The organism is Stutzerimonas sp., from assembly GCF_982611455.1.
This window is the reverse complement of sequence record NZ_CEXBBO010000014.1, coordinates 93,237-120,160: the sequence shown is the minus strand read 5'-3', so window position 1 is coordinate 120,160 and position 26,924 is coordinate 93,237. Positions and strand designations below refer to the sequence as shown.

Annotated in this window: 27 protein-coding genes, 3 tRNA genes and 1 pseudogene; 12 read left to right on the top strand and 19 right to left on the bottom strand. The window is 56.8% G+C overall.

The annotated features are described in order from the left end of the window. Positions 1-96: 96 nt before the first annotated feature. The 11 genes and pseudogenes from AC2LD7_RS10940 to AC2LD7_RS10890 all read right to left on the bottom strand — a co-directional run. Positions 97-225: pseudogene (locus AC2LD7_RS10940) on the bottom strand (IS3 family transposase); the annotation flags it as partial. 574 nt (positions 226-799) lie between these two features. After that, a tRNA-Pro gene (locus AC2LD7_RS10935) sits at positions 800-876 on the bottom strand. An 82-nt stretch (positions 877-958) separates the two neighbouring features. Further along, a complete protein-coding gene (locus tag AC2LD7_RS10930) occupies positions 959-1,315 on the bottom strand; it encodes a MerR family transcriptional regulator (RefSeq protein WP_408100538.1) in 357 nt (118 codons plus the stop codon). Beyond that, positions 1,296-1,598 (bottom strand): integration host factor subunit alpha, encoded by a 303-nt coding sequence (ihfA, locus tag AC2LD7_RS10925; protein WP_003282572.1) that lies wholly within the window; start codon positions 1,596-1,598, stop codon positions 1,296-1,298. The genes AC2LD7_RS10930 and ihfA overlap by 20 nt, the downstream gene beginning before the upstream one ends. A 3-nt stretch (positions 1,599-1,601) precedes the next feature. Continuing rightward, a complete protein-coding gene (pheT, locus tag AC2LD7_RS10920; RefSeq protein WP_484597758.1) occupies positions 1,602-3,980 on the bottom strand; it encodes a phenylalanine--tRNA ligase subunit beta in 2,379 nt (792 codons plus the stop codon). Positions 3,981-4,016: 36 nt separating this feature from the next. Next, positions 4,017-5,033, bottom strand: a complete 1,017-nt coding sequence (gene pheS / locus AC2LD7_RS10915) for a phenylalanine--tRNA ligase subunit alpha (protein ID WP_484597757.1) — start codon at positions 5,031-5,033, stop codon at positions 4,017-4,019. A gap of 175 nt (positions 5,034-5,208) precedes the next feature. Continuing rightward, entirely contained in the window at positions 5,209-5,565 is a 357-nt protein-coding gene (gene rplT, locus AC2LD7_RS10910; RefSeq protein WP_019339387.1) for a 50S ribosomal protein L20, read from the bottom strand. Between the two features lie 27 nt (positions 5,566-5,592). Further along, on the bottom strand, positions 5,593-5,787 hold the full coding sequence (gene rpmI / locus AC2LD7_RS10905; RefSeq protein ID WP_484597756.1) for a 50S ribosomal protein L35: 195 nt from the start codon (positions 5,785-5,787) through the stop codon (positions 5,593-5,595). Between the two features lie 62 nt (positions 5,788-5,849). After that, on the bottom strand, positions 5,850-6,401 hold the full coding sequence (gene infC / locus AC2LD7_RS10900; RefSeq protein WP_484597755.1) for a translation initiation factor IF-3: 552 nt from the start codon (positions 6,399-6,401) through the stop codon (positions 5,850-5,852). Further along, positions 6,401-8,323 (bottom strand): threonine--tRNA ligase, encoded by a 1,923-nt coding sequence (gene thrS, locus AC2LD7_RS10895; RefSeq protein ID WP_484597754.1) that lies wholly within the window; start codon positions 8,321-8,323, stop codon positions 6,401-6,403. Before thrS ends, infC begins: the two co-directional genes overlap by 1 nt. Positions 8,324-8,550: 227 nt before the next feature. Then, positions 8,551-8,627: transfer RNA gene (locus AC2LD7_RS10890), tRNA-Val, on the bottom strand. A gap of 170 nt (positions 8,628-8,797) precedes the next feature. Between AC2LD7_RS10890 and AC2LD7_RS10885 the strand changes: the two genes are divergently transcribed. Then, on the top strand, positions 8,798-10,081 hold the full coding sequence (locus AC2LD7_RS10885; RefSeq protein ID WP_484597759.1) for an NAD(P)/FAD-dependent oxidoreductase: 1,284 nt from the start codon (positions 8,798-8,800) through the stop codon (positions 10,079-10,081). A 6-nt stretch (positions 10,082-10,087) separates the two neighbouring features. Here the strand turns inward: AC2LD7_RS10885 and AC2LD7_RS10880 are convergent, their stop codons facing one another. Beyond that, complete coding sequence (locus AC2LD7_RS10880) at positions 10,088-11,038, bottom strand: PA2778 family cysteine peptidase (RefSeq protein ID WP_484597753.1); 951 nt, start codon at positions 11,036-11,038, stop codon at positions 10,088-10,090. Then, entirely contained in the window at positions 11,035-11,436 is a 402-nt protein-coding gene (locus AC2LD7_RS10875; protein WP_484597752.1) for a PA2779 family protein, read from the bottom strand. Before AC2LD7_RS10875 ends, AC2LD7_RS10880 begins: the two co-directional genes overlap by 4 nt. Positions 11,437-11,639: 203 nt before the next feature. Between AC2LD7_RS10875 and AC2LD7_RS10870 the strand changes: the two genes are divergently transcribed. Then, entirely contained in the window at positions 11,640-11,945 is a 306-nt protein-coding gene (locus AC2LD7_RS10870; protein ID WP_484597751.1) for an I78 family peptidase inhibitor, read from the top strand. Positions 11,946-12,082: 137 nt separating this feature from the next. Here AC2LD7_RS10870 and AC2LD7_RS10865 read toward each other — a convergent pair whose 3' ends face one another. From AC2LD7_RS10865 to moaB, 3 genes are all read right to left on the bottom strand, one after another. Beyond that, positions 12,083-13,114 carry an acyltransferase family protein gene (locus AC2LD7_RS10865; RefSeq protein WP_484597750.1) on the bottom strand — a complete coding sequence of 344 codons (1,032 nt, stop codon included), beginning with the start codon at positions 13,112-13,114 and terminating at the stop codon, positions 12,083-12,085. A 205-nt stretch (positions 13,115-13,319) separates the two neighbouring features. Next, positions 13,320-14,549 carry a molybdopterin molybdotransferase MoeA gene (locus tag AC2LD7_RS10860; RefSeq protein ID WP_484597749.1) on the bottom strand — a complete coding sequence of 410 codons (1,230 nt, stop codon included), beginning with the start codon at positions 14,547-14,549 and terminating at the stop codon, positions 13,320-13,322. Next, positions 14,531-15,070 carry a molybdenum cofactor biosynthesis protein B gene (gene moaB, locus AC2LD7_RS10855; protein ID WP_484597748.1) on the bottom strand — a complete coding sequence of 180 codons (540 nt, stop codon included), beginning with the start codon at positions 15,068-15,070 and terminating at the stop codon, positions 14,531-14,533. The genes AC2LD7_RS10860 and moaB overlap by 19 nt, the downstream gene beginning before the upstream one ends. 64 nt (positions 15,071-15,134) lie before the next feature. Between moaB and mobA the strand changes: the two genes are divergently transcribed. The 3 genes from mobA to AC2LD7_RS10840 all read left to right on the top strand — a co-directional run bounded on the left by mobA (position 15,135) and on the right by AC2LD7_RS10840 (position 16,191). Further along, entirely contained in the window at positions 15,135-15,710 is a 576-nt protein-coding gene (gene mobA / locus AC2LD7_RS10850) for a molybdenum cofactor guanylyltransferase MobA (RefSeq protein WP_484597747.1), read from the top strand. A gap of 72 nt (positions 15,711-15,782) precedes the next feature. Further along, complete coding sequence (locus AC2LD7_RS10845; protein ID WP_484597746.1) at positions 15,783-16,004, top strand: YgdI/YgdR family lipoprotein; 222 nt, start codon at positions 15,783-15,785, stop codon at positions 16,002-16,004. Positions 16,005-16,114: 110 nt separating this feature from the next. Beyond that, positions 16,115-16,191, top strand: a tRNA-Pro gene (locus AC2LD7_RS10840). Between the two features lie 199 nt (positions 16,192-16,390). Here the strand turns inward: AC2LD7_RS10840 and AC2LD7_RS10835 are convergent. Continuing rightward, positions 16,391-16,627 (bottom strand): glutaredoxin family protein, encoded by a 237-nt coding sequence (locus AC2LD7_RS10835; RefSeq protein ID WP_484597745.1) that lies wholly within the window; start codon positions 16,625-16,627, stop codon positions 16,391-16,393. A 418-nt stretch (positions 16,628-17,045) separates the two neighbouring features. Between AC2LD7_RS10835 and AC2LD7_RS10830 the strand changes: the two genes are divergently transcribed. From AC2LD7_RS10830 to AC2LD7_RS10805, 6 genes are all read left to right on the top strand, one after another. Continuing rightward, a complete protein-coding gene (locus tag AC2LD7_RS10830; protein WP_484597744.1) occupies positions 17,046-18,290 on the top strand; it encodes an OprD family porin in 1,245 nt (414 codons plus the stop codon). 214 nt (positions 18,291-18,504) lie between these two features. Next, on the top strand, positions 18,505-18,918 hold the full coding sequence (locus tag AC2LD7_RS10825) for an ElaB/YgaM/YqjD family protein (protein ID WP_484597743.1): 414 nt from the start codon (positions 18,505-18,507) through the stop codon (positions 18,916-18,918). A gap of 16 nt (positions 18,919-18,934) precedes the next feature. After that, complete coding sequence (locus tag AC2LD7_RS10820; RefSeq protein ID WP_484597742.1) at positions 18,935-19,315, top strand: phage holin family protein; 381 nt, start codon at positions 18,935-18,937, stop codon at positions 19,313-19,315. After that, positions 19,312-19,614 (top strand): hypothetical protein, encoded by a 303-nt coding sequence (locus tag AC2LD7_RS10815; RefSeq protein ID WP_484597741.1) that lies wholly within the window; start codon positions 19,312-19,314, stop codon positions 19,612-19,614. Before AC2LD7_RS10820 ends, AC2LD7_RS10815 begins: the two co-directional genes overlap by 4 nt. A gap of 203 nt (positions 19,615-19,817) precedes the next feature. Continuing rightward, the gene (locus AC2LD7_RS10810) at positions 19,818-21,149 is read left to right on the top strand and encodes a deoxyguanosinetriphosphate triphosphohydrolase (protein WP_484597740.1); all 1,332 of its coding nucleotides are present in this window, start codon (positions 19,818-19,820) and stop codon (positions 21,147-21,149) included. Positions 21,150-21,154: 5 nt separating this feature from the next. Beyond that, positions 21,155-22,249 carry an FUSC family protein gene (locus AC2LD7_RS10805; protein ID WP_484597739.1) on the top strand — a complete coding sequence of 365 codons (1,095 nt, stop codon included), beginning with the start codon at positions 21,155-21,157 and terminating at the stop codon, positions 22,247-22,249. Here the strand turns inward: AC2LD7_RS10805 and AC2LD7_RS10800 are convergent. Beyond that, complete coding sequence (locus AC2LD7_RS10800) at positions 22,239-22,583, bottom strand: YggL 50S ribosome-binding family protein (protein WP_484597738.1); 345 nt, start codon at positions 22,581-22,583, stop codon at positions 22,239-22,241. The two genes, AC2LD7_RS10805 and AC2LD7_RS10800, sit on opposite strands and share 11 nt — an antisense overlap. Positions 22,584-22,818: 235 nt before the next feature. Between AC2LD7_RS10800 and dacB the strand changes: the two genes are divergently transcribed. Beyond that, on the top strand, positions 22,819-24,327 hold the full coding sequence (gene dacB / locus AC2LD7_RS10795) for a D-alanyl-D-alanine carboxypeptidase/D-alanyl-D-alanine endopeptidase (RefSeq protein WP_484597737.1): 1,509 nt from the start codon (positions 22,819-22,821) through the stop codon (positions 24,325-24,327). 93 nt (positions 24,328-24,420) lie between these two features. Here the strand turns inward: dacB and rlmKL are convergent, their stop codons facing one another. After that, complete coding sequence (rlmKL, locus tag AC2LD7_RS10790; protein ID WP_484597736.1) at positions 24,421-26,601, bottom strand: bifunctional 23S rRNA (guanine(2069)-N(7))-methyltransferase RlmK/23S rRNA (guanine(2445)-N(2))-methyltransferase RlmL; 2,181 nt, start codon at positions 26,599-26,601, stop codon at positions 24,421-24,423. Positions 26,602-26,924: the final 323 nt, after the last annotated feature.

Here is a 26,924-nt window from a genome sequence, read left to right as displayed (position 1 = left end):
TAGTGGGCCGTATTATGAGGCCTGGAGGTGTCTACGAAACTAGGGGCGATTCAGTAAGATTCGGCCTTGGAACCGGATAGGAAAGCCGCTCAAATGGCGGCCCTGGATGCCATAGCGCCGTTGAGCTTCTTTATAACTCAACTCGCCTTTTTCGATCTGGTCGACGACCGACAATTTAAAGGCCAGCGTGTAATCACGCTGGCTACGCCTTTTGCTTGAGTTCATTGCATCCTCCTGAAAATCGATCAGAAGGTGTAAACCTCATTCAGGACGAGACATAGCGAATTAAAAAGCCGAGGTATGCATGCGAGAACTTTCTATTGCGGTAGTACCCAATCTAGGTGAGGAGACTGATCCGCCTGCTCCCTGTCTCAGTGTGTAGTTGGCAGGTAATGGGACGGCTCAAGCAACCTCAGTCGCTGGCTGCTCGCCCCGCTTGTGGTAACGCGAGAGCACCCAAACAAATCACCGACTCGAACGCGCACATCAGACCTTTCGTGTTCGTAGCCGCGGCTCTCTAGGATTTGCCGAACCATGCGTCCAACCATCTGCTTATACCTGTCGACCCGAACAGTATCTCCAAACCTTGCTAGCAGGTGTGGTTGTAGCCCTTCCAATGCAGGGCGCCCCAAGTAGGTTGTCGTTTCGAGGCAGGCGATTGCTACGTCGGTTGCGGACGCTGTTGTGGAGCATGAATCAGCGGTGGGGCAAAAAGTGGGGCAAATTGGCAAGCGCCCAAAATTTACCAGGCATAAAAAAATCCAGACACCGCTAAGTGACTGGATTTATTTGAGTTTTTTGGTCGGGACGGAGTGATTCGAACACTCGACCCCTTGCACCCCATGCAAGTGCGCTACCAGGCTGCGCTACGCCCCGACGATGCATTCAGCTCTGCTGAAAGCGGATCAAACTATACATTAAGCGACTGAATATGTGAAAGTTTTTTGGTGCGAAAGAGTCAATTCTTGAGCACCTGCAGCACGTCCTCAAGCTCGGTAATCATCTGCCTGATTAGTTGTTTGTACTGCGTGGTGTCATCGCGGGCCTCGTCACCGGACATTCTTTGCCGAGCTCCGCCAATAGTAAAGCCTTGCTCGTATAACAATGATCGGATCTGCCGGATCATCAAGACGTCTTGCCGCTGGTAATAGCGTCGGTTGCCGCGACGCTTCACAGGGTTTAGTTGAGGAAATTCCTGCTCCCAATAGCGCAAAACGTGCGGCTTGACCGCACATAGCTCACTGACCTCACCGATAGTGAAGTAGCGTTTGCCAGGAATCGATGGCAGTTCGTCGTTATGACTTGGTTCCAGCATAGGCTTCGACTCTGGCTTTTAGTTTTTGCCCTGGCCGGAATGTCACGACGCGACGCGCCGTGATCGGAATTTCCTCGCCGGTTTTCGGGTTGCGCCCCGGGCGCTGTCGCTTGTCGCGCAAATCGAAGTTGCCGAAGCCGGACAACTTCACCTGCTCGTTGTGCTCAAGCGCTTGGCGAATCTCCTCGAAAAACAGCTCGACCAACTCCTTGGCCTCGCGCTTATTCAAGCCTAGCTCTTCATATAGACGTTCCGCCATTTCAGCTTTCGTCAGAGCCCCCATACGCTATTTCCTTAACGTGGCGTTGAACCTTTCTTCCAGGGAGGAGAGGATTTGCTGCATCGCACCACTCACCTCATTGTCGTTTAGAGTGCGCGAAGGGTGTTGCCAGGTCAAGCCGACTGCCACACTTTTGCTAAGCGGATCAATACCTTTACCCTGATACACATCAAATAGCTTGAGGTCCGTCAGGCTATCGCCTGCTGCATCACGAATGCACCGCAGCACATCATCAGCTGATACCTCGCACGCCACGAGAATCGCCAAGTCGCGGCGGACCTCAGGGAAACGGGACAGTTCGCTGAAGCGAGGCAATTGCCCCTCGGCAATTTCCGCTACAAGCACCTCGAATAGATACACCGGCTGATCGATGCCCAGGGTGTTAGCCAGCTCTGGATGTAAGCTACCGACGAAGCCAACCAGCCGCCCTTCCCGTTCGATACGTGCAGCCTGACCAGGGTGCAACGCCGGATGCTCGCCAGCTGCGAAGCTGAAGGCCGCAACAGTACCGGCATAGCCGAGCAGCGCTTCGACATCCGCTTTCACATCGTAAAAGTCTACCGCCTCGCGACCATTACCCCACGCCTCAGGTAAACGGCTGCCGGTAATAACGCCAGCCAGCACGGGCTCCTGCTTCAGGTCGTCGAGACTGCCAATGAAACGCAACCCCGCTTCGAACAGGCGCACTCGCGATTGCTGGCGATTGAGGTTGTATTGCAACGCTTTGATCAGCCCCGGCCAAAGCGATGCGCGCATGGCGGCCATGTCGGCGGAAATCGGATTGGCCAACTGCAACGCGTCGACACCCGGATTGAAAAGCTCGAACATCTTGGGATCAATGAAGCTGTAAGTAATCGCTTCCTGATAACCGCGCGCAACGAGCAAACGACGCAGCGCCGGCAGCTCCGCCCGCGCTTCTGGCTTCGCCTCCGGCGCCAAGCGCGCCTGAGGGTAGCGCACCGGCAGGCGATCATAGCCATATAGTCTGCCCAGCTCTTCGATCAGGTCCACTTCCAGACTGATATCGAAACGGTGACTCGGCACGGTGACTTGCCAGCACCCCGCCCCCTTTTCCACCACCCCCAGACCCAGGGCCGAAAGCAGCGAAACGACCTGATCGGGGCCCATCGTCAACCCGAGCATCTGATCGATGCGCTCAGCACGCAAGGTTATCGGTGCGACGCTCGGCAGGTGGGCTTCGCTAACCGTCTCGATGATCGGGCCGGCGCTGCCGCCGACGATTTCAAGCAGCAACGAGGTAGCACGCTCCATTGCCGGACGCGCCAACTGAAAGTCAACGCCCCGCTCGTAGCGGTGCGATGCATCGGTATGCAGCCCGTATGAACGCGCCTTACCTGCCAGGGCGATGGTGTCGAAGAAAGCGCTCTCAAGGAACAGATCCTGAGTTTCGGCACTAACACCACTGTGCTCACCACCCATTACGCCGGCAATAGCGAGTGCCCGATGATGGTCAGCAATGACCAGCGTATCGGGACGCAGCACAACCTCCTGGCCATCCAGCAATACCAGCTTTTCGCCGGCGTTCGCCATGCGCACCCGTACCCCACCGTTTATCTCGGCAAGATCGAATGCATGCATGGGCTGACCCAACTCAAGCATCACGTAATTGGTGACATCCACCACAGCGTCGATGCTGCGTATATCCGAACGTCGCAGCCGCTCGACCACCCACAAGGGAGTCGGTCGAGAAAGGTCCACCCCGCTAATTACGCGTCCTAAATAACGAGGACAGGCCTGCGGCGCCAATACATCAACAGGTCGGACCTCCTCATGACCAGCCTTTACAGGAGTGATCTCAATCGCTTCTACCGCCGCACCATAAATTGCACCCACCTCGCGCGCGAGACCAGCCAAGGAAAGACAATCGCCCCGGTTTGGTGTCAAGCCGAGCTCGATGCTGGCGTCGTCAAGGCCTAGATACTCGCGAACACTGACCCCTGTCGGCGCATCGAACGCCAGCTCCATAAGCCCGCTGTTATCGTCGCTGATCTGCAGTTCCGAAGCCGAACAAAGCATGCCATTGGATTCGATCCCACGCAGCTTGGCCTTCTTGATGGCAAAATCACCTGGCAGTTGCGCACCGATCATGGCGAAAGGAATTTTCAAACCCGCGCGTACATTTGGCGCGCCGCACACGACCTGAAAACTTTGCTGCCCGTCGCTGACCTGACAGACTCTCAGCTTGTCCGCGTCCGGATGCTGCTCGGCACTCAGCACCTCGCCAACAACGACGCCATCGAACTCGCCCGCGACAGGTGTAACTGCATCCACCTCCAGCCCCGCCATGGACAGGCGTGCCACAAGCTCCTCACGCGAAACCTGCGGGCTAACTAAAGTACGCAACCACTTTTCACTGAATTTCATCCTGCTCTCCTAAAGATTCTTTGACTGGTTGCGGCACTAGCGAAATTGCGCCAGGAACCGCAGGTCGTTATCGAAGAACAGGCGCAAGTCATTGACGCCATAGCGCAGCATGGCAAGGCGCTCTGCACCCATACCAAAAGCAAAGCCCTGATATTTTTCCGGGTCGATTCCTGACATGCGCAATACGTTAGGGTGAACCATGCCGCAGCCCATCACCTCCAGCCAGCCAGTTTGCTTGCACACCCGACAACCCTTGCCGCTGCACATCACACACTGCATATCGACTTCGGCAGAAGGCTCGGTGAACGGGAAGAACGACGGACGGAAGCGCACACCCAGCGGTTTTTCGAAGAACACGCGCAAGAACTGCTCGATAGTTCCCTTCAGGTCGGCAAAGCTGATGCCTTCATCGACCAGTAAACCTTCGACTTGGTGGAACATCGGCGAGTGGGTGATATCTGAATCGCAACGATAAACGCGCCCAGGGCAAACGATACGGATCGGCGGCTGCTGTGACTCCATGGTGCGCACTTGGACCGGAGAGGTATGTGTACGCAATAACATGTTCGCATTGAAATAGAAGGTGTCATGCATAGCCCGGGCAGGATGATGCCCAGGAATGTTGAGCGCCTCGAAGTTGTGGTAATCGTCCTCAACTTCCGGGCCTTCAGCGACGCTGTAGCCGATATGACTGAAGAATTGCTCTATCCGCTCAAGAGTTCGGGTCACCGGATGCAAACCGCCCGATGTTTCGCCCCTGCCCGGCAGAGTCACATCAATTCGCTCGGCAGCCAGCTTGGCATCCAATGCCGCTTGCTCGAGATCGGCCTTCTTGGCGTTAAGCACGTCCTGTACGCGAGTCTTGGCTGCATTGATCAGCGCCCCCGCTTTTGGCCGCTCCTCAGCAGACAACTTGCCCAGCGTCTGCATGAGGAGAGTCAGCTCGCCTTTCTTACCGAGAAACTGGACCCTGATCTGCTCCAGGGCATTGATGTCTTGACTATGTTGCACAGCCTCTAGCGCTTGCGAGACCAGTGCATCCAAGTTTTCCATGTACAACCTCCAGAGGTTCTTGCAAAACCGCATTTGGCTGGTTTGATGACCGCTACGATCGAACCTGCCACATGCACTTTTGCAAAAGCCCCTTCAAATACGAAATAGGGGAAGAGCACAAGGCTCTTCCCCTATCGGTAACGCTACGAATCCGAAGATTCGATTATCGAAGGGCTTAGGCCAGAGAAGCTTTAGCTTTTTCGACAATTGCAGCGAAAGCTGCTTTTTCGTTCACTGCCAGTTCGGCCAGAACCTTGCGATCGATCTCGATAGCCGCTTTTTTCAGACCAGCAATGAAACGGCTGTAGGACAGACCATTTACACGAGCGCCGGCATTGATACGAGCGATCCAAAGAGCACGGAACTGACGCTTCCGCTGACGGCGGTCACGGTAGGCATATTGGCCAGCCTTGATCACCGCCTGCTTGGCGACACGGAACACGCGCGAACGAGCGCCGTAATAGCCTTTGGCGAGTTTTAGAATTTTCTTGTGACGGCGACGAGCGACGACGCCACGCTTAACACGAGCCATGAGTTATTCCTCTGAGTCTTGACCGAATTAACGAACGCGCAGCATCCGCGCCACTTTTGCCACGTCGGATGGGTGCAGCAATGAAGTGCCCCGCAGCTGACGCTTACGCTTGGTGGACATTTTGGTCAGGATGTGGCTTTTGAAAGCGTGCTTGTGCTTGAAGCCGTTTGCAGTCTTCTTGAAGCGCTTTGCGGCGCCACTTTTAGTCTTCATCTTTGGCATGTTCGGTACTCCACAGTGTGGGTGATTTCAAATAACCGCAAGGCCTGCCAGTGCCCTGGTGATTACTTCTTCTTCTTGGGAGCGATGACCATTATCAGCTGGCGTCCTTCCATCTTTGGATGCTGTTCGACCGAACCGTACTCAAGCAAGTCACCCTCAACCCGCTTCAACAGTTCCATCCCCAGCTCCTGATGCGCCATCTCACGACCGCGGAATCTCAACGAAACCTTGGCCCTGTCCCCGTCACTCAGGAAACGTACCAGGTTGCGTAGCTTGACCTGGTAGTCGCCTTCTTCCGTCCCTGGACGAAACTTTACTTCTTTAACCTGGATCTGCTTCTGGTTCTTCTTCGCTGCAGCGACCTGCTTCTTCTTTTCGAAGAGGTGCTTGCCGTAATCCATGATCCGGCATACAGGAGGAACCGCATCGGCGGAGATTTCCACCAGATCCAATTTCGCTTCTTCAGCAATACGAAGCGCTTCATCAATAGAGACGATGCCAACCTGCTCGCCATCAGCACCGATCAAACGGACCTCACGAGCCGAGATATTCTCGTTGATCGGGGCCTTGGGTGCAGCTCGTTTATCCTGTCTCATTTCACGCTTAATAGTCATTACTCCAATTCTTGGCGACCACGCCGGGAAACCGCTTGTGTCAGCAATCGGGCGAAGTCATCCAGGGGCATGGAGCCCAAATCGACGCCTTCGCGGGTGCGCACAGCAACGGCTCGTGTCTCGACCTCCCGATCTCCGATAACCAGAAGATAGGGAACCTTGAGCAAGGTATGCTCGCGGATTTTAAAGCCGATCTTTTCGTTTCTCAAGTCGGACTTGGCACGGAAGCCGCTTTGGTTGAGCGTTTTCTCCACTTCTGCGGCAAATTCGGCCTGTTTATCAGTGATATTCATCACCACAGCCTGCATCGGCGCCAACCAAGCAGGGAACGCTCCCTCGTAATGCTCGATAAGAATGCCAATGAAGCGCTCGAACGAACCGAGGATGGCGCGATGCAGCATTACTGGCGTCTTGCGGCTATTGTCTTCAGCCACATAACTGGCGTCCAAACGCTGAGGCATGTTCGGGTCGTATTGCAGCGTTCCGCACTGCCATGAGCGACCTAGGCAGTCGAGCAAGGTGAACTCGATCTTCGGGCCATAGAACGCACCCTCGCCGGGGAGATATTCCCATGCCAGGCCAGCCTCGTTGAGCGCATCCGCCAGCGCCGCCTCAGCACGATCCCAGAAAGCATCATCGCCGACACGCTTTTCAGGACGAGTGGACAGCTTCAGCTTGATGTCACTGAACCCGAAATCGGCATAGACCTGCATGGTCAGCCTGATGAAATTTGCCGCCTCGGCGCTCACCTGACTTTCGGTGCAGAAGATGTGCGCATCATCTTGGGTGAAACCGCGCACCCGCATGATGCCGTGCAGCGCACCAGAGGGCTCGTTGCGATGGCACGAGCCAAACTCGGCGAGACGCAACGGCAGCTCGCGATAGCTCTTGAGACCCTGGTTGAATACCTGAACATGGCACGGGCAGTTCATCGGCTTGATCGCATAATCGCGACTTTCCGATTCAGTAGTGAACATGTTCTCCGCGTAATTACCCCAGTGACCCGACTTTTCCCACAAGCTGCGGTCGACCACCTGTGGCGTCTTGATTTCCTGATATCCATTTTCGCGCTGGACAACTCGCATGTACTGCTCAAGCACCTGATATACGGTCCAGCCGTTCGGATGCCAAAACACCATGCCGGGTGCTTCTTCTTGGGTATGGAACAGATCCAGACGCTTACCAATCTTGCGATGATCGCGCTTCTCGGCCTCTTCGATGCGCTGGATATAGGCTGCGAGCTGCTTTTTGTCCGCCCAGGCGGTGCCATAGATGCGCTGCAGCTGCTCATTCTTAGCGTCACCGCGCCAGTACGCCCCAGAAAGCTTGGTTAGCTTGAACGACTTGAGGAAACGCGTGTTCGGCACATGCGGCCCACGGCACATGTCAACGTATTCTTCGTGGTAGTACAGCCCCATCGCTTGCTCGTCAGGCATATCCTCCACCAGACGCAGCTTGTAGTCCTCGCCACGAGCACGGAATATCTCGACGACCTCCGAACGAGGCGTAACCTTCTTGATAACGTCGTACTCGGTATCGATCAGTTGCCTCATGCGCTGCTCGATTGCCGCCATGTCTTCAGGCGTGAAAGGTCGTTCGAACGCAATGTCGTAATAGAAACCTTCAGCGATGACAGGGCCAATGACCATTCTTGCGGATGGATAAAGCTGCTTGACCGCATGCCCCACCAGGTGCGCGCAGGAGTGGCGAATGATTTCCAGCCCCTCTTCGTCTTTCGGCGTGATGATCTGCAGGGTCGCGTCGTTTTCGATCAGATCGCAGGCATCAACCAGTCGACCGCCCACCTTGCCAGCGAGCGTTGCCTTGGCAAGGCCAGCGCCTATTGATTGAGCTACATCGGCAACGGAAACCGGATGATCGAACGAACGCTGACTACCGTCAGGAAGAGTAATGGTGGGCATGGCGCCTCCTCTCCTAGTGGTGACCCCTACCAAAGGCCACGTGGGTTGGGATGAGCCAGGAAAGCGACCCGCCGGATAACCCACCGCACGATGGCAGGAGCCCGAAGGCTGATCCAAGCGAACCGAAGTCACTGGAGAACATAAGGAGCACGGATGCTTTCAAAAAGCCGCCGCACTGACAAGCAAGACATAAAAAAAGGGTCGCTAATCGCGACCCTTTTCGGAATTGGTAGGCACAATTGGATTCGAACCAACGACCCCCACCATGTCAAGGTGGTGCTCTAACCAACTGAGCTATGTGCCTCCGATGGACGCGCATTCTAGAGATCCGCCTGACAGAGTCAAGCGTTTTTTCGCTAAGCCACTGATATCTGTAATTTTTGAAAGCAGGAGGCTATCACCGAACTTCGCTATGGCATCAACGTGTTTGTAGCGATAGCATCGACGTCAAATATTCAGAACGGGGATAACGAAATGTCGCACACACTCTACCCCTCGTCGTATTACGCTGCCTCGGCAAACCCAGCGCCCATCCGCCAAACCTTAGACGGCGATGTCGAGACTGACGTCTGTATTATCGGCGCAGGCTACACCGGTTTATCGATTGCGTTGTTCTTGCTTGAGCACGGGTTCCGGGTCGTTATCCTGGAGGCGGCCAAAGTCGGCTTTGGCGCATCCGGGCGCAACGGTGGCCAGATCGTCAATAGTTATAGTCGCGATATTGACGCCATCGAGCGCAGCGTCGGCAGTGACGAAGCACGGCTGATCGGGGCCATGGCATTCGAAGGCGGGCGAATCATTCGCGAGCGAGTCGCGCGCTACGGCATCGAGTGCGACTTAAAAAACGGTGCCGTTTTCGCCGCTTTCAATACAAAGCAGATGCATCACCTCAGTGCTCAAAAAAAGCTCTGGGAACGCTATGGCTACAATCAGCTAGAGATGCTCGATCACGACCGCATTCGAAACGCTGTGTCCTGCGAGCGATACATTGGAGGAATGCTGGATCACGGCGGTGGCCACATCCATCCGCTCAACCTCGCGCTCGGCGAAGCGTTAGCAGTCGAGTCGCTGGGTGGCGTTATCTACGAGCAAAGCCCGGCGATCCGAATTGATCGTGGAAACAGCCCGCGAGTTCACGCTGAGAATGGTCAGGTGACGGCCAAGTTTGTGGTGGTTGCTGGAAATGCCTATCTTGGCGGACTGGTACCCGAGTTAGCGGCAAAATCCATGCCCTGCGGCACACAGGTCATCGCCACGGAACCGCTAGACCCTGAAGTTGCGGCCGAGCTGCTTCCCCAGGATTACTGCGTCGAGGATTGCAACTATTTGCTGGACTACTATCGGCTTTCCGCTGATAAGCGCTTGATCTATGGCGGCGGAGTGGTCTATGGCGCACGCGATCCAGCCGATGTCGAGTCGATCATCAGACCGAAAATGCTCAAGACGTTTCCACAGCTGCGAGGCATCAAGACGGACTTCGCCTGGACCGGTAACTTTCTGTTGACCCTGTCTCGCCTACCGCAGGTTGGGCGGATTGGCGACAATATTTATTATTCTCAAGGATGCAGCGGCCACGGTGTGACCTATACGCACGTTGCAGGAAAAGTCATTGCTGAGGCCTTACGTGGACAGGCTGAACGCTTCGACGCCTTTGCCAGCCTGCCGCACTATCCATTCCCCGGTGGACAGACATTCAGCGCCCCGTTCAGCGCCCTCGGCGCGCTGTATTACAGCCTGCGTGACAGGGTAGGTTTTTAGGCGATCTTAATGCACAGGGCACGGAGGCGGCGCTTCGCACGCAGCCGCTTCGCCCTGCCCCGCCGACAACTCAGCTGCAAATCGCTCATCTTTAGGCGCCAGCCGCACGGCGCACGCTCGCGCTTTGGATGACTGCACAGTGCATCCCCGCTCCGCCAACACTTGCGACAGATTGAACCACCCGGCGGCGAAGGACACGTCGCGCTGAATACTGGTTCGCAGCGCGCTCTCTGCAGCGCGCTTGTCGCCTTGCGCATACCAGCTATTGGCCAAGGCAAACCAGGACAAACCACCGGACCAGTGCTCTGCCGCAGTCTCGTAGGCTTGCAGGGCTGCATCGATACGTCCGGTTTGCTCCAAGTCGTTCGCAGCCTTCAGCCACACCGTTTCCTTGGCGGTCTGCGGTAATTGATCGGGCATAACCGTCACCATCGCCCAACGATCGCCCTTGGCCCAGCTCCGCTCGAACTGGCGGAAACTGCCCGTCCACCGTCGAGTAGTTCCAGAACGCAGAACAATCGTCTGATTGCTCAGGTCGTACCCCACCACAACTGCGAAATGCCACTGAGGCCAGCTATCGAACGCAAGGTTCTGCAGCACCAGAACGGGATTGCCCGCAGCGACTTCAGCTAACAATGCCTCCAGCCGTGGTTCGAGCGGATATACCAACAGATCGTGTGACCGCGCGGCGGCGACCATTTCAACCTGCAGGCTTCCTTTGCGGCCCGGAAGATAAACCCGCTCGACCAACTGCTCCGGCCCGGTATCGATACCCCGCTGGGTCAACATCGTGGCAAGGGCAGCCGGCCCGCACTGGTAGTCTTGCTGAGGAAAGAACGGGACTTCATCCAATTCAACCCTCTCGGGGAGTTCCGCAGATCCAATCGGAACGATTGGCGTCCGCGCGCACGCCCCGAGAAAGGCGACGATAACCAACAAGACAAGTTGTCGGATCAACGGTTGATACAGTTGATGAAGTTGAAGATATTAGTCGCGCAAAGCAGGTCGGTAATGATGAAGATCACCAAGAACAGCACGATGATTCCCACCACACCGGCACCTGCCGGCGCTTGATCCAGCTGCTGGTTGAACTGGGCGAGTTCTGCCGGCGTCAGGCTGTTGATCCGCTGTTCGACCTGGTCGCGCTCGACCCCCATCGACACAAGCTTCTTCTGAACCTCTTCGTCCTCGAGCATCGTCAGCAATTGCTGGCGATCCACTTGCTGCTGTTGTTCGGCAATAATCTCCGGAGTGCCGATCATCGCCGCCTGAGCCAAGGGGATTTGTGCAAATAGCATGAAATGCATCGCGGCCAGAATGCTGGCTACACGTTTCATCACGGATGAGTTGAACATGGCTGAACTCCTTATCTTTATTCGTCAGCCCAGCGCAATTTGCAAAGGGCCATCGATGCTAAGACGGCGTTGCTGTTCCGCCAGTTCCCTTGCGCGCTATCGTTTCGAGCAGCCGACCGGTTGCCTATATAGTCACTCATCAGCACCCCATAAGCGCCACGTCAGATAGTTACGCCTGACTACCCAGCCAAAAGGAAAACGCCATGCAGGCAATTCGATCAACCGTTCTGATGCTGCTCAGCTCTGCCCTGATCGGCTGCCAATCACAGCCGACAGAACCCATACAAGACTCGAACGGCACAGCAGGACGATGCAACGCCTCAGCGGTTCAAAAGTTTGTAGGCGAACAAGCGAGCCCGGAATTATTGGATCAGGCGCGCCACCAAAGCGGGGCCGCCATTGCCCGTATCCTTCGGCCTGGAGATATCGTCACGCTGGAATACAACGATCAGCGTTTGACTTTGTCGACAGACGAAACGCTAGAAATTCAACGGATTGGTTGTGGCTAGCCAGATCGCCTGTCAGCTCAGCGGCGTATTCAAGGGCTACGCCCCCGCTCGCACGACTACTTAAACCGACTGCCGTATCCGCCAGCGCCATGGCTGGCGCTAAACCAGCTCAATCATGGCGCGCGGAAACACTTCGGTCATTGCGCCGCTACTCTGCGCACTCGTCGGTGGGTCGCAGAAACCGGCTTCGGCGGGGTCAGCAGGAAGTAGAGGTCATAGCGCTTGATAATGACCTGCGCCAGCAACGGTGCCACGAGACCAATCAGAGTCCCGACCATCAAGTGGACTGGGATCGAATCAATACCCAGGAAGCGATTGAGGATTACCCGAACCCCGCTTCCGGCCAGAATATGCATCAGATAGATGGTCATCGAAGAGGCGCCGATAAACAATAACCACTCCATGCGAATCCGACCCAGCCACATCGACAAGGCGACCATGAAAAGGATCGAAACGGTTGCCAGCACAAGCACCGGCAAACCACCAACTTTCCAGTTCAAGCCAAAGGTGACATGGAATAAGTACTGGCCCATCACGAACATCGCACCGAACAACAAGGTGAGCGGAACATAACGAGCCAGGAAGAACGTTTTGACCTCGTTAAACCAGACTCCGAGCGCGAAAAATACTGCGTTGCCAAAGATGAACCAGCCGACACTACCCGCATCCAGATCCTGATTGAACACGTAGAGGACGCCGAAAATCAGCAGCATTGGTAGAAAATAGCGGCGATCAGCCTTGGCGTAAACGAAAGAACAGACCACGAAAACCAGAAACAGCGCATAGAGGAACCAGAATTGCGCGCGCGGCGACCAGAGCAACGAGAACACTTGCACCAACGTGACCTGCCCGTTGGTGTAGTTCGACAGCACCACTTCGGTTAGGCCCTGCAGCAGCGACCATATAATGAAGGGGTAAACGATGGTATCTACCTTATTGACGATGAGTCCCGTCTTTCCTCGTTTCATCAGCGAATCGTAGAAGAACAAGCCCGACAGGAAAAAGAACAGCGGCATATGGAAGGTGTAGATGATGCTGTCTACGAGACGGTAATTGCCCTCGTCCATTGGCAACCCGGCGTTAAATACCCCGCGCGCAACATGTCCATAGACCACCAGAATTATCCCAATGGCTTTGGCGTAATCGACCCAGGCATTTCTTTCCTGCATCCGCAGTTCTCCTTGTCTTTGAAGTGATACCAGACACATCTCGGCCAGACTTGGCGCAGATGGGAAAAGTAGACAGTAAGAAACGTGATCAGTTTTGTCGCCTGAGCCGACTCACTTGGATATCCGCCAGCGTCTTGCGTCGAGGCGGAAGCGCCCTATTGAACTGCATTCCCCTAACCAGAGCTTGCCAGAGGCATGAAGCTGATCAGCCGAGCAATTCGGCAAATGAAATAAAGGGCACGGGATCGCCCTCCTTCAACTGGCTGTGCTCTTGTATTTCTACCAATCCGTCCGCCCAGGCTGCACTGCGCAGGATTGACGAGCTCTGGTTGGGATAAAGCACTGCCCTACCCGCCTCGATACGGGCTCTTAAATATTCGCGACGCGTGCCGGGCTTGGTCCAACTGAACCCCGCAGGTACAGGGAAGCGCAATGGCTCTAGCTGTGAAGCACCCATGCGGCGAAGTATGTAAGGTCGCGCCAGTAGGCCGAACGTCACCAGAGTAGACGCCGGATTGCCAGGCAATCCGATAACCGCAACACCTCGATAGCTACCGCAGGTCAGCGGTTTTCCTGGCTTGATTGCCAATTTCCAGAGCGTCAACTCCCCCTCGTCACGCAGTACTTGCCCTAGGAAATCGGCTTCACCAACCGACACTCCACCCGTGGAGAGAATGAGGTCTACCTCATGCAACGCCGCCAGGCATTGGTGAACCCTCACGGGATCGTCCGGCACGATTCCTACGTCGACCACCTCGCAACCCAAGCGTTGCAGCCAGTGGCGCAACAGCATTCGATTGCTGTTGTAAATCTGTCCCGGCAGCAAAATCTCACCTGGCTCGACCAGTTCGCTTCCGGTGGAAAGCAATGCTACTTTGAGCTTCCGGCTCACGTTCACCTGTCGCACACCCAACGAGGCGGCGAGCCCCAGCTCAATCGGCCCCAGACACACACCGGCTTCCAGCACCGTATCGCCGCACCGCGCCTCGCCACCCTGCGGGCGGACGTGCTGACCTGGTCGTACCGGCTCGACGAAGCGCACCCGACCATCGTCAAGCACCTCGACATTCTCCTGCATCTCCACGCTATCAGCGCCTTCAGGCATCGGTGCACCCGTGAAGATTCGTGCGCAACAACCCGGCAGCAACGGCTGTGGCTGGGTGCCGGCAAAAATCTTCTGGCAGACCGTCATCGGTTGGCCGTCCAGGTCTGCCACTCGCAGGGCATAACCGTCCATAGCGCTGTTTGGCCATGGCGGCAGGTCCAGCTGCGCAATGAGCGGCTCAGCCAGTATCCGGCTGACCGCGTCATCGATCAAAACGCTCTCGACTGCCAGAATCGGTGCGGCTTCCGCCTGCTTGAGCAATGCTTCGAGCGCGCGCTCTACAGGCATCAACGCGGGCGACTCGACACGGGTCATGAACGGGCCTCGCATGGCGCAGTCTGCTTAAGATGAGGCACGAAATTGCATGGACGATGGCGCGCATCCAGTTGCTCCGCGAGGATGCCATCCCATGCGGTTCGACAAGCATTGGTTGATCCCGGCAGACAACAGACCAGCGTTGCATTCGCCAATCCCGCCAGCGCTCGCGACTGAACGGTGGAACTGCCGATATCGGCCACCGATATTTGACGAAACAGCTCGCCAAAACCATCAACCTGCTTGTCCAGTAAGCAGCCAACCGCTTCTGGAGTGCTGTCGCGAGCGGTAAATCCAGTGCCTCCCGTGATCAACACCACTTGCACGATATCTTCAGCGATCCAGGCAGCGACCTGAGCGCGGATCCGATATAGATCATCCTTGAGCAACACTCTGGCAGCGAGCTGGTGTCCGGCGGCAACTACACGATCGACGAGTAACTGCCCGGAAGTATCGGTTTCCAGCGAACGGGTATCGCTGACTGTCAGGACAGCAATATTCAACGCGACAAAAGACTGATCAGCGAGGTGACTCATAGAGGGTTCCGGTTGTTGGACTCAGTTCCGGGTGTTATATCACAGGCTTTTGCCGGAGCACTTGATGGACCAGAGCAGGCTTCCAGATTGCTCGATTCTCCTGCTGGCCGGGGGGCGCGGACAGCGAATGGGCGGGCAAGACAAAGGATTGATCGAGTGGCGCGGTAAGCCGCTCGTGTCCTGGCCGCATGCGATAGCACGACCGTTGACGGATGACCTGCTTGTCTCCTGCAACCGCAACCAGGAGCGCTACGCGGCCTTCGCCGACCGGCTGGTCGGTGACGATGAACCGAACTTTCCTGGTCCGCTTGCGGGTATACGCGCCGGCCTCGCGGCGGCACGCCACTCTTGGCTGATGATTCTCCCGTGCGATGCGCCGCTGATCGACAAGGCGTTGGTCGCGCAGCTCTACGCGGCTGCGCAGAATGGACCGGACACACCCATAATGGCCCGACGGGGCGATCAATGGGAGCCGCTTTTCTGCGTCATCCCGATCCGTCTTGCTTCCGCTATTGAAACCGCGTGGCACGCGGGAGAGCGAAGCAATCGCGAGGTACTGCTGGCACTTGGAGCGCGCAGCCTCGATCTGGACGAAAACGATCCCCGCCTTGCCAACCTGAACTCGCCTAACCTGCTCTGAGGCGGCTCTCCCGCAGGGAACTTAGCGCCGCCGACCGCCGTCACAGACGCAACTACTCATGAGGAGATCATCATGCACATAGGAACCGGACCCGCCTTCGCATTACTCGTTGGCCTGACCTTGCTGTCGGGCTGCTCGAGCCCTAGCGTCATCACACTCAACGATGGCCGCGAGATCCAGACGCTGGATCACCCGGACTATGACGATGAAGCTGGCTTCTATGAATTCGAGGGTATCGACGGCAAGCCAGGCAGAGTGAACAAAGATCAGGTTCGTACCGTTCAGGAGCTTTAGTGGCTCCTCTCAGCCGTTCCTGGCGCAGGAAAATCCCCCCAGGAGCGCCAAAAAAGCGCGTTCTAAGCGCTTGTGAAGCAAATGGTTTTCTGTAAAATGCGCGCCATCTTCGGAGCGTAGCGCAGCTTGGTAGCGCGTCTCGTTCGGGACGAGAAGGTCGCTGGTTCGAATCCAGTCGCTCCGACCATATCCCGGCATCAGAATTGATAAACCTGATGTAAGAAAACCGGCCATTGGCCGGTTTTTTCGTTTCTCAAGCTTGCATCGTATCTACGGCCCGAACAGCAATAACCCGTCCTCATTTCTTAATTGCCATCCAGACACTCGCCGCGCCGTACGGTGACTATCAACACTCGACTCACAAGTTGCCGGTTCTAGCGACATTGTTACCGCAAAAACCATACGACTTGTTCTATCTCAAATGGCCAGTCCAATTCGGCACCCGTATCGACTCGTCGCAGCACGGGTATACGTAATCCGTAGTCGTCGATCCATTCGGGCCTGTCTGCCACATCAAGCAACTCTACTAACAGGCCATGCTCCACCAGCGGCAAAACCACCGCCTCGGCCTGCTCACATAAGTGGCAACCCAGCGTTCCAAACAATTGACATTCAGGAAGCATAGATACGGCTCTTTGACAGTTTGGCCAAAGCAATTCTAGCAGCCTCGTCGCGATGCGATTCCCGCAATCTCGCCTTAACCTGTTGGTGTAGCTGAGCGAAAAAGTGTGACCTTGAACTCACTCAAACGACGGTTTGATTTATGGGTTCGACTAGCGGCTGGCAAAACGCTAGGATGCAGCAGCCCAAGCGGACTTAGAACTGCGGGGCCGGACGTGTCAGCGCGTATCGGTAGCGACACTCGATGCTTGCATCGAATCGGAACAAGAGCGACTACCGAGCGGATTAGCCGACATCTCTATATAGCTTAAAGCCTCAACGACTACTAAGGTCTAAAGGCTGAAACACCTATGTAGTGCTTTATTTGCATGGCGCCGTAAAGAGCGACTTCAGAGCATCATCCAACGAGGAGAACAAGAAATGCTCAAGACCCCAATCGCCCGGGGCGTGGCCCTTGCCACTCTGGGAGCAACACTGGCCATCCCTACCATGGCTCAAGCTGCATTTATCGAGGATAGCAAGGCTAATCTGGAGCTACGTAACTTCTACTTCAACGCAGATAACCGTCAAGACGGTGCCTCGAAGTCCAAGTCCGATGAATGGGGACAGGGATTCATCTTCAAGTACGAATCGGGCTTTACTGAAGGCCCCGTCGGTTTCGGTATCGACGCGATCGGCCTATTGGGTCTGAAGCTGGACTCCAGCCCAGACCGCACTGGCACTGGCCTGCTTCCCGCCGGTAGCGATGGCCGCGCGCCGGATGATTACGGACTCATTGGCGGCGCCGCGAAAGTCCGTGTATCGAAGAGCATACTGAAAGTCGGCGATCTAATCCCCAAGCTGCCGACCGTTCTGCCGAGCGACTCGCGTCTGCTGCCACAGACCTACCGCGGTGGCATGCTGACTTCTCAGGAGATCGAAGGCCTCACCGTCAACCTTGGACGTTTGACTGAAAATAGTGAGCGTAACGATGCTAGTTACGAAGACCTCACCATGAACACAAGCATCGTTGGGTTGGAGGGTGCTCAAGAAGCAGATCATTTTGACTTTGCCAGCCTGAAGTATCAGTGGAATAAGCAACTGACCACTTCGTATGACTACGGCAATCTCGATAAGAATTACAAACAGCATATTGTCAATTTGATCCATGTCCTGCCGCTGGGCGAGAAGCAGTCGTTCAAGAGTGACATTCGCTACGCCCGCTCTACTGAAGACGGTAATACCAACGTTGACAGCAAGGCATTTGGCGCCATGTTCACTTACAGCCTAGGAGGTCACGCATTTGGCGCGGCTTATCAGGATTTGAGCGGCGACACTGGCTATCCCTTTATCCAGGGCGGCGACCAATTCCTAGTCAACTACGTCATGGTCGATCCAGCTTTTGCCGATCCGGACGAAAAGTCTTGGCAGCTTCGCTATGACTACAACTTCGCCGCCATGGGCGTTCCAGGTCTGACCTTCATGACTCGTTATGTGAAGGGCACAGATACCGGTGCCGACGGCAACGGCAGCGAGTGGGAGCGTGACACCGATATCGGTTACGTCATGCAGGGCGGCGCACTGAAGAATCTGGGTGTCAAACTGCGCAACGGCACCTACCGTGGCGAGGGCCGCGAGATCGATCAGACCCGCTTCATCGTTAGCTACACCATCCCGCTGATGTAATAGCGGCTACGGCATGTAAATGCAGTAGATAAAGAAACCCGCTTCGGCGGGTTTCTTTTTAACCTCACTATCCGAATCCATTCGAAAGCTGATGCTTTGCCGACTGCACCGATAGCTAAACGACTAAACCGAAACGGGAACCTTGTGCCACTGTCACGCTCGAAATTTGAACACCGGGACCTTTCGTCCCTGCGAAACTCAAGAGGAGCTGCAGATGTCTACCGAATCCACTTTCGGCACCAGCGATAACACCCCGATTCCCGACGGAACCACTACAGGATCCGCGGGAACTACCGCACCGCTGATCGATAAATCCGCACACCGCCGCAACCTCCAGGCCGCTCAGAGCGCCCTCATTGAAGAGTTCCACACCCTAATCGGTGATACCGAACGGCTGCTCAAGCATACGCAGGACACCGCAGGCACGCAGACTGAAGAGCTGCGCGGCAAGATCAACGCCAACCTGAGCCGTGCGCGTCAGATGCTGAACGAGCAGGAAGGTTCTTTGCGCGAGCAGAGTCAGGCTGCCATCCAGTGCACCGAAGAGTACGTCCACACTCACCCATGGCAATCGATCGGCATCGCGGCGGGAGTCGGTTTTCTCCTTGGTCTGATCACGCGCCGCTGATCTGGGAACGAACCCTATGGAAGCCAAGCACTCCAATGAAGCCCCAGCACCCTCGCTGAAAAAGATGGGCAGTGCCCTTGCAGGCCTCCTGCAAGGGCATCTGGAGCTGGTCGGGATAGAAATTCAGGAAGAAAGAGCGCGGGTGTTCAAGCTGTTTCTTTTGGCAAGTATGAGCCTGATACTCGGCCTGCTGATCCTGGTGGGTCTCTCGGCAGCGATCGTCATCGCGTTTTGGGAGACGAATCCCATCGCTGCGATTCTCGTTCTCTGCGTGGTTTACGCAATCGCCCTGGCGGTATGCATCGGCCGTGCAGTCCGTCTCGCCAAAGAGAGCGCTTCGCCGTTCCAAGCGACGGTCGAGGAACTGGCTCGCAATCGGGAGCGTTTACTGCCATGAGTCTTCCCCTTAGTACTTCTAGCGACCTAACCATGCGCAAGGACCTCGTTCGGTTGCGCATGGAGATGAACCGTCAGCAGATTCTTTATCACTCGCAGCCACTGGCCCACCCATTCCAACGGATTAGGGGGATGGTAGCGAATCGCGGCGCTGCTTCCGAACATCATGTCCGGAAGGGGCCGTTGATGATTGCCACGACTTTGGCACTGGCACTCTTCAGCCGTCGCCTGGGCAAGGTGGGCAAACTCGCTCGAATGGGAATCATGCTGTACCCAGTGATCCGAAAGCTGCGTCAGTAGAAATCGCAGAGCTGATATAGCCAGTCCAGCGCCGTTGGCGGTCAAGCCACGAGATATGTCTTATGGTCTGGTTGTCAGAAAGTGCTGTAGGCTGGTGCATGCGCAAAGAATATGCATAACAGGATGCGCCGCCGCATTCGGCCGCCGCCGTTACGTCGCGCCTGCAGGCCGGTATCCACTGGCGACATCAAGGAGGTTGTTCTTTGGACTGGCACACCCTGCTCAATCGTGAACGGCTCGGGAAGTCCGTCCACAGCAATGAAGAACTTGGTCGGAGTCCGTTTCACAAGGATCACGACAGAATTATTTTCTCCGGAGCGTTCCGTCGTCTTGGGCGCAAGACCCAGGTGCATCCGGTCTCCAGCAACGATCATATACACACCCGCCTCACTCACTCGCTGGAGGTCAGTTGCGTTGGCCGATCGCTGGGCATGCGCGTGGGCGAAGTACTGCGCGAGGACATGCCGGAATGGTGCAGCCCGGCGGATCTTGGAATGATCGTGCAGTCAGCCTGCCTCGCTCACGACATCGGTAATCCGCCGTTCGGGCACTCTGGTGAAGACGCCATTCGCTATTGGTTTCAACAGGCCGCTGGACGTGGCTGGCTGGATGACATGAGCGATGCCGAGCGAGCCGACTTTCTGAACTTCGAGGGCAACGCTCAAGGCTTCCGTGTACTGACCCAGCTCGAATACCACCAGTTCGACGGCGGCACCCGGCTCACCTACGCCACGCTTGGCGCGTATCTTAAATATCCTTGGACCTCGCGCCATGCCGAAGCGCTCGGCTACAAGAAACACAAGTTCAGCTGCTACCAGAGCGAACTCCCACTGCTCGAACAGATCGCCTTGAAGCTTGGCCTGCCGAAAGTGGACGAGCAGCGCTGGGCACGCCATCCGCTGGTTTATTTGATGGAGGCGGCGGACGACATTTGCTACGGCCTCATCGATCTGGAGGATGGTCTGGAAATGGACCTGCTCGATTATTCGGAGGTCGAGTCCCTGCTGCTCAGTCTGGTTGGCGATGACTTACCTGAAACCTATCGCCAGCTGGGCCCAAAGGACTCACGCAGACGCAAGCTGGCGATCCTCAGAGGCAAGGCCATCGAGCACCTCACCAACGCCGCAGCGCGCGCGTTCGTCGAACAGAAGGAAGCGTTGCTAGCGGGCAGCCTTGCTGGAGATCTGGTCGAGCACATGCACGGCCCCGCCAAACAATGCGTCGTGCAGGCCAAAGCCATGGCGCGAGAAAAGATCTTTCAGGATAAGCGCAAGACGCTGCATGAGATCGGTGCCTATACCACGCTCGAGATACTGCTTAACACGTTCTGTGGTGCAGCGCTGGAGCAGCACGGCGGCCGCACTCCGTCATTCAAGAATCGACGCATACTAGACTTGCTTGGCAGCAACGCCCCCGATCCTGATTTGCCGCTGTATCACGCCTTTGTGCGGATGATCGACTTCATCGCCGGCATGACCGACAGCTACGCCACCGAGATGGCCGGCGAGATGACCGGACGTTCGAGCCCGACGTGAATCAGATGAAGAAATCGTTGTGGAAGATGGTCGGTTGGCAACCGGGCCGTCCCGCCTGGGGGGCAGCGGCCGTCGCGGGCCTGGGTTGCGCATTACCGCTTATGCTTGGGCTGTTCAGCGGCCACGCCGGCTTCCTCTGGGCCACGGTCGGCGCCTTCCAGGCTGCCAAGGCGAATCCATTGCACCGCCTCGGCATGCTGCGAATGCTATTGCTGATTGGCCTCGGTGCCGGTAGCGCGGGGCTCGGGTTCTGGTCTGCGACCCATCCTCTGATCAGTCTTGGCCTGTTTGCCTTCTACGGCTTGCTACTGGCATGGCTGCAACGTTACGGCAATGAGGCTGGCAAGCTTGGGATCGGTCTTGCCATCTGTCTTTGCCTTGGCCAAGGCCAGCATGGTATTGGCGACTTCAACAACCCTCAGGCAATTGCAGCGCTGTTCGCCCTGGGAGGATTGTGGGTCACACTTCTGGCGTTCGGCCTGCGCGGCATGCACGGACTGCGCATGTGGCCATATATGCCCCGCCTGTTCAGCTTGATCAAAGTCCTGCGTCGCCGAGCGCGGCGTACACCCATTCGTCAATGGCGGCTGCATGCGTTGACCTACATGCTGGCTGCGGCCGTGGGTGGCCTGATCGTCACCATCGCCGACCTTCCACGCGGTTATTGGCTGACGCTGGCCGTCTTCACGACCCTGCAAATGAATCTACAGCGCAGCCTCGTTCGTGCATTACAAGCCGGTATCGGAATTCTATGCGCAGCGGCGGTACTGATTTATATGGGCCACAGTCTGGCCGATCCGCCGATGATGGTAATGATCATGCTGCCGCTGGTGATGCTCAGTCGGGCATTCCAGGCGCATCACTATGGGCTTTTCGTACTACAGACGACGCTGAGCTTTGTCCTGCTGGCCGAAACCCTTGCGCAGGATTGGCAGTTGCCGCAGCTACGCCTGATAAATGCCGCAATAGGTGTCGGCGTAGCAGTGGCCGTTACCTTGCTGATGTATCTGCTACGTCGGCTGATCACCCGGATTGCATTGCGCAAATCCGGGCGAGCAGCCGCAACCGATCAGGACAGGAACGACTCGATCACGCCTTAGCGTTGATCTCGTTCTCCGGATACCAGACGTCCATCAACGGACTTACATTGAACTCGGATAGCTCGCTGCGGCCCTTGAGCCATGCCTCGACCTGGCCGCGCTGCTCCTCGTTGACCGAACCACGGCTGGCCAGGCATACGAAACCGTAATCCTCGCCGCCGATATAACCCAGACCGTTTGCTTCTATGGCCTCGTTGAGAAAGGCTTCCAGAAACTCATCCACCGCTTTGGTTTCAAGACCGTCACGGTAGGTCAAATTTACTTCGAAACCCAGTTCCTGGAATTCGTCGACACAGAGTTTTTTGCGCAAACGACGTGAGCGATTGGTAGCCATTGAATCGGTCCTTTTTCTAACTTGATGACGGCGCGCACTCTAACAGCAACGCCGCGCTTGTGCGATGCGGACGGCAGGCTGCAGCGCAGCTTGTCTGGAAAACACACCAATTGCTGAATTCCTTTTGCAGCGCTCCGAAGTCACCGGCTACGCTTGTCTTGATGAGAAGTACGTCACTTTTCAGGCATGGGCATAATGGCCCGTCATTCTTCCCTGAACGTAGTAGGGAACCTTCATGTCGTTGATTTCCGAAGTACCTGTCCCAGCCGATCGGGGCAGAGGTATAAGCAAGTTTCTGAGCCGTATAGCGATCGCTGCATTGGCGATACCGCTGGCCTTCCCGGCGCTTGCCGAGGAGGTCAATAAAACCCTGCCGCCGCGCGTGGCGCAGGCTCTCAAAGTGAACAAAATCGAGAGCAGCGCACTGTCGGTCGTCATGCTGCCGCTCAATAGCAACGCGTCGCCGACGTTCGTGAACGCCGACGTGTCAGTCAATCCGGCATCGACCATGAAACTGGTCACTACCTATGCCGCCCTGGAGCTGCTGGGCCCCGACCATCAGTGGAAAACGGAGTTTCATGCCGATGGACCTATTGAAAACGGCACCCTGAACGGCAACCTTTACCTCAAGGGTGGCGGTGATCCCAAGCTCAACATGGAAAAGCTTTGGCTGTTGCTACGTGACCTGCGCGCCAACGGCGTCCAGACCGTGACCGGCGATCTGGTTCTCGACCGCAGCCATTTTGTCCAGCCCACGCTGCCGGTCTTCGATGATGACGGCGATGACAAGAACAAGCCCTTCTTGGTCGGGCCAGATTCGCTATTGATCAACCTCAAAGCGCTTCGCTTCATTGCCCGCAACGATGGTGGCAAGGTGAACGTAGTGGTCGAGCCACCGATCGCCACGGTTCGCGTCGATAATCGCATCCAGGCCTTGCCAAAAGCCAAATGCCCTGGCTGGCCTGACATCCGCTACAACCCGATCGAGGATGCCGACGGTGTCACCGTCGTGGTGACCGGCAAACTTCCGGCGGGATGCAGCGGTCAGACCTACCTGTCCCTGCTCGACCATCAGCGCTACGCCGCTGGCGCCGTTCGTGCGATATGGAAGGAGCTGGGCGGCAGCATTCTTGGCACCGACCGGGTTGCTCAGGTGCCGAAGGACGCGCGAATGATCGCTCGTGCCTACTCGCCGGATCTGGTCGAAATCATCCGCGACATCAACAAGTACAGCAACAACACCATGGCGCGGCAGCTGTTCCTGAGCCTGGGCGCCGAGTTTCGCAACGAAGCGGACGCCGATGACGCCAAAGCTGCACAACGGGTGATCCGTCAGTGGCTAGCAAAAAAGGGATTGATCTCACCGCACCTGGTCATGGAGAACGGCTCAGGTCTGTCGCGTGCCGAGCGGGTCAGCGCACGTGAGCTCGCCAGCCTGCTTCAAGCCGCCTGGCAGAGCCCATACGCAGCCGAATTCATCTCGTCGATGCCACTGGCGGCGATAGACGGCACCATGCGCAAGCGTCTGCGCAACACAGGCGTTGCCGGCAAAGCGCACATCAAGACCGGAACCTTGAACACGGTGCGGGCAATCGCCGGTTACAGCCGCGATAACGACGGCAACACTTGGGCAGTCGTCGCGATACTCAACCACCCACGTCCTTGGGGCGCTTCCTCGGTACTGGATCAGGTACTGGTCAGCCTTTACAACCGCCCGAGCAACGAAAGCACGGCGCAACGCTAATCGGAGACCGCCGGCGGTCCGATGCCGCCGGCGTAGCCCACCTCGCAGCATCACCATCAAGGCTATGGCTGCCGACCTGCCCTCGCCTACCCGTCAGCGCGCCTGGAGCTTCCAGGCCCGATGAATCTTGCTGTTACGGCGGAAGTCCTCATCCAGCGTGGTACTGGTAATTTCCTCAACGGCGTAACGCTCGGCAATGCCTGGGTCGAGCACGAATTTGCGGAAGTTGTTGGAAAAATACAGCGTGCCACCTGTAGCCAGCCGCGCCATCGCTAGGTCGAGCAAGGAGACATGATCGCGCTGTACGTCGAAGACACCTTCCATACGCTTCGAGTTGGAAAAGGTCGGCGGATCGATGAAGATCAAATCGTACTCACCACCGTCCTCTTCCAGCCATGCCATTACGTCCGCTTGCTCCAGACGCTGCCGATCGGACAGACCATTCAGCGCCAAATTGCGCCGCGCCCAATCCAGATAGGTTTTCGACAGATCGACGCTGGTGGTGCTACGAGCCCCGCCCTTGGCGGCGTGCACCGTAGCCGTAGCCGTATAGCAATAGAGGTTTAGGAAACGCTTGCCGGCGGCTTCGCGCTGGATGCGCAGGCGCATCGGCCGATGATCGAGGAATAATCCGGTGTCCAGGTAGTCGGTGAGATTCACCAGAAGCTTGATGCCGCCTTCGCTCACCTCGAGAAATTCTCCCTGGCTGGCCTGGCGCTCGTACTGACGCGTTCCGCTCTGGCGCTCTCGGCGCTTGACCACTACCCGGTCACGGGAAATACCCAAAGCTTGAGGTATAGCGCCCAGCGCGTCGTACAGGCGCGCCTGGGCTTTCTCCGGATCGATCGAACGTGGCGGCGCATACTCCTGCACATGCACCCAATCACCATACAGATCGATGGCCAAGGCGTACTCCGGCATATCCGCGTCATACAAGCGGTAGCACTCGATACCTTCCTTGCGCGCCCATTTGCCAAGAAGACGCAGGTTTTTCTGCAAGCGATTGGCAAACATCTGGCCACCTTCGCTCAGGCGCGCCAGTTCTTCCGCTGGTTGCGGATCAGCTTTACGCTCAGAGGAAGTGGCGCGCTGGCCAGTGACGAACTGATCCAGTTCGACCTTGATCAACAACAGCTTGCAGGGCAGCGCGCCGTTCCAGAAGGCGTATTGCTTGTGACTGCGAATACCCATGCGCTTGCCGAGGTCCGGTGCCGAAGTCAACACTGCAGCCTCCCAGCCAAGGCAGGCCTGTCGCAGCCGCTCGCCGAGATTCTGATAGAGATAGACTAGGCTCGCTTCGTCACCCAGGCGCTCGCCATAGGGCGGATTGCAAATCACCAAGCCTTTCTGATTCTGATCGGGCCGAGGCTCGAACGTCGCCACATCGCCTTGATACACGCGAATCCAGTTCGCCATACCGGCGCGCTCGATATTGTTCTTGGCTGGCTGAATCAGGCGCGGGTCCGCCTCGTAACCGCGTATCCACAGCGGCTTTCTGGCCAAACCCGCCTCGGCGCGCGCCTGCGCCTCAGCATGCAAACGGCTCCATAAGGCTGGAACGTGCCCGAGCCAGGCACTGAAGCCCCAACGCTCACGGCGCAGGTTCGGTGCAATGTCCGCCGCCATCATGGCGCCTTCGATGAGAAAGGTGCCGACGCCGCACATGGGGTCCGTCAGGGCGCCACCAGCAGCGGCGATGCGAGGCCACCCAGCACGAATCAGTACGGCGGCAGCAAGGTTTTCCTTCAATGGCGCAGCGCCCTGCTGCAAGCGATAGCCGCGCTGGTGCAAGCTGTGCCCGGAAAGATCCAGGGAAAGAATCGCCTGTCCACGATCCAGACGCAGATGAACACGCAGATCCGGATTCAGCTTGTCGACGCTAGGGCGCTCACCGGTCGCCGTGCGAAGACGATCGACGATGGCGTCCTTGACCTTCAACGCGCCGAAGTGAGTGTTATCGATCCCCGATCCATGACCGCTAAATTCCACCGCCAGACTACCGGTCGCCTCGAGGTGCTCCGACCAGTCGATCCGGTGGACTCCGTCATACAGCGTTTCGGCGTTTTCAGTGGCGAAACGATTGATCACCAGCAGCACTCGATTGGCCAATCGCGACCAAAGGCACAACCGATATGCAACCTCCATGTCGCCGAACCCGCGAATCGCTGCGGTCTGTTCACGCGCCTCTTCGAGCCCGAGCCCAACGGCTTCTTCAAGCAATAGACCTTCGAGTCCCTTGGGACAGGTGAGGATAAGTTCGTGGCGATCAGTCATGGTATGTCCAGAAATAATTAGATTCGGCTGGGGCTTGGCGCGAACCCGACGGCTTCAACATTTTGTATCGAATCCCGACTGTCTTCCGTCGGAGCGCAGGCGTAACAGGGTCGCAATCGGGTCCCACGGGCATCACGGTTCGCGGGCCTTATGGGCAGCAGCATGGTTTGGTTACTTACTTATGACAAAACGATCATTCCCGCCTCGGATCCATTGGGTTAGAACTCGACTCAGTCCGGCATCGCAACGATGTTCGGTTAGAAACCCGCCACGCCGGCAGCGGGTTTCGCTGGCAGTCGATCTGCCCGACCTCGCCATGAGGT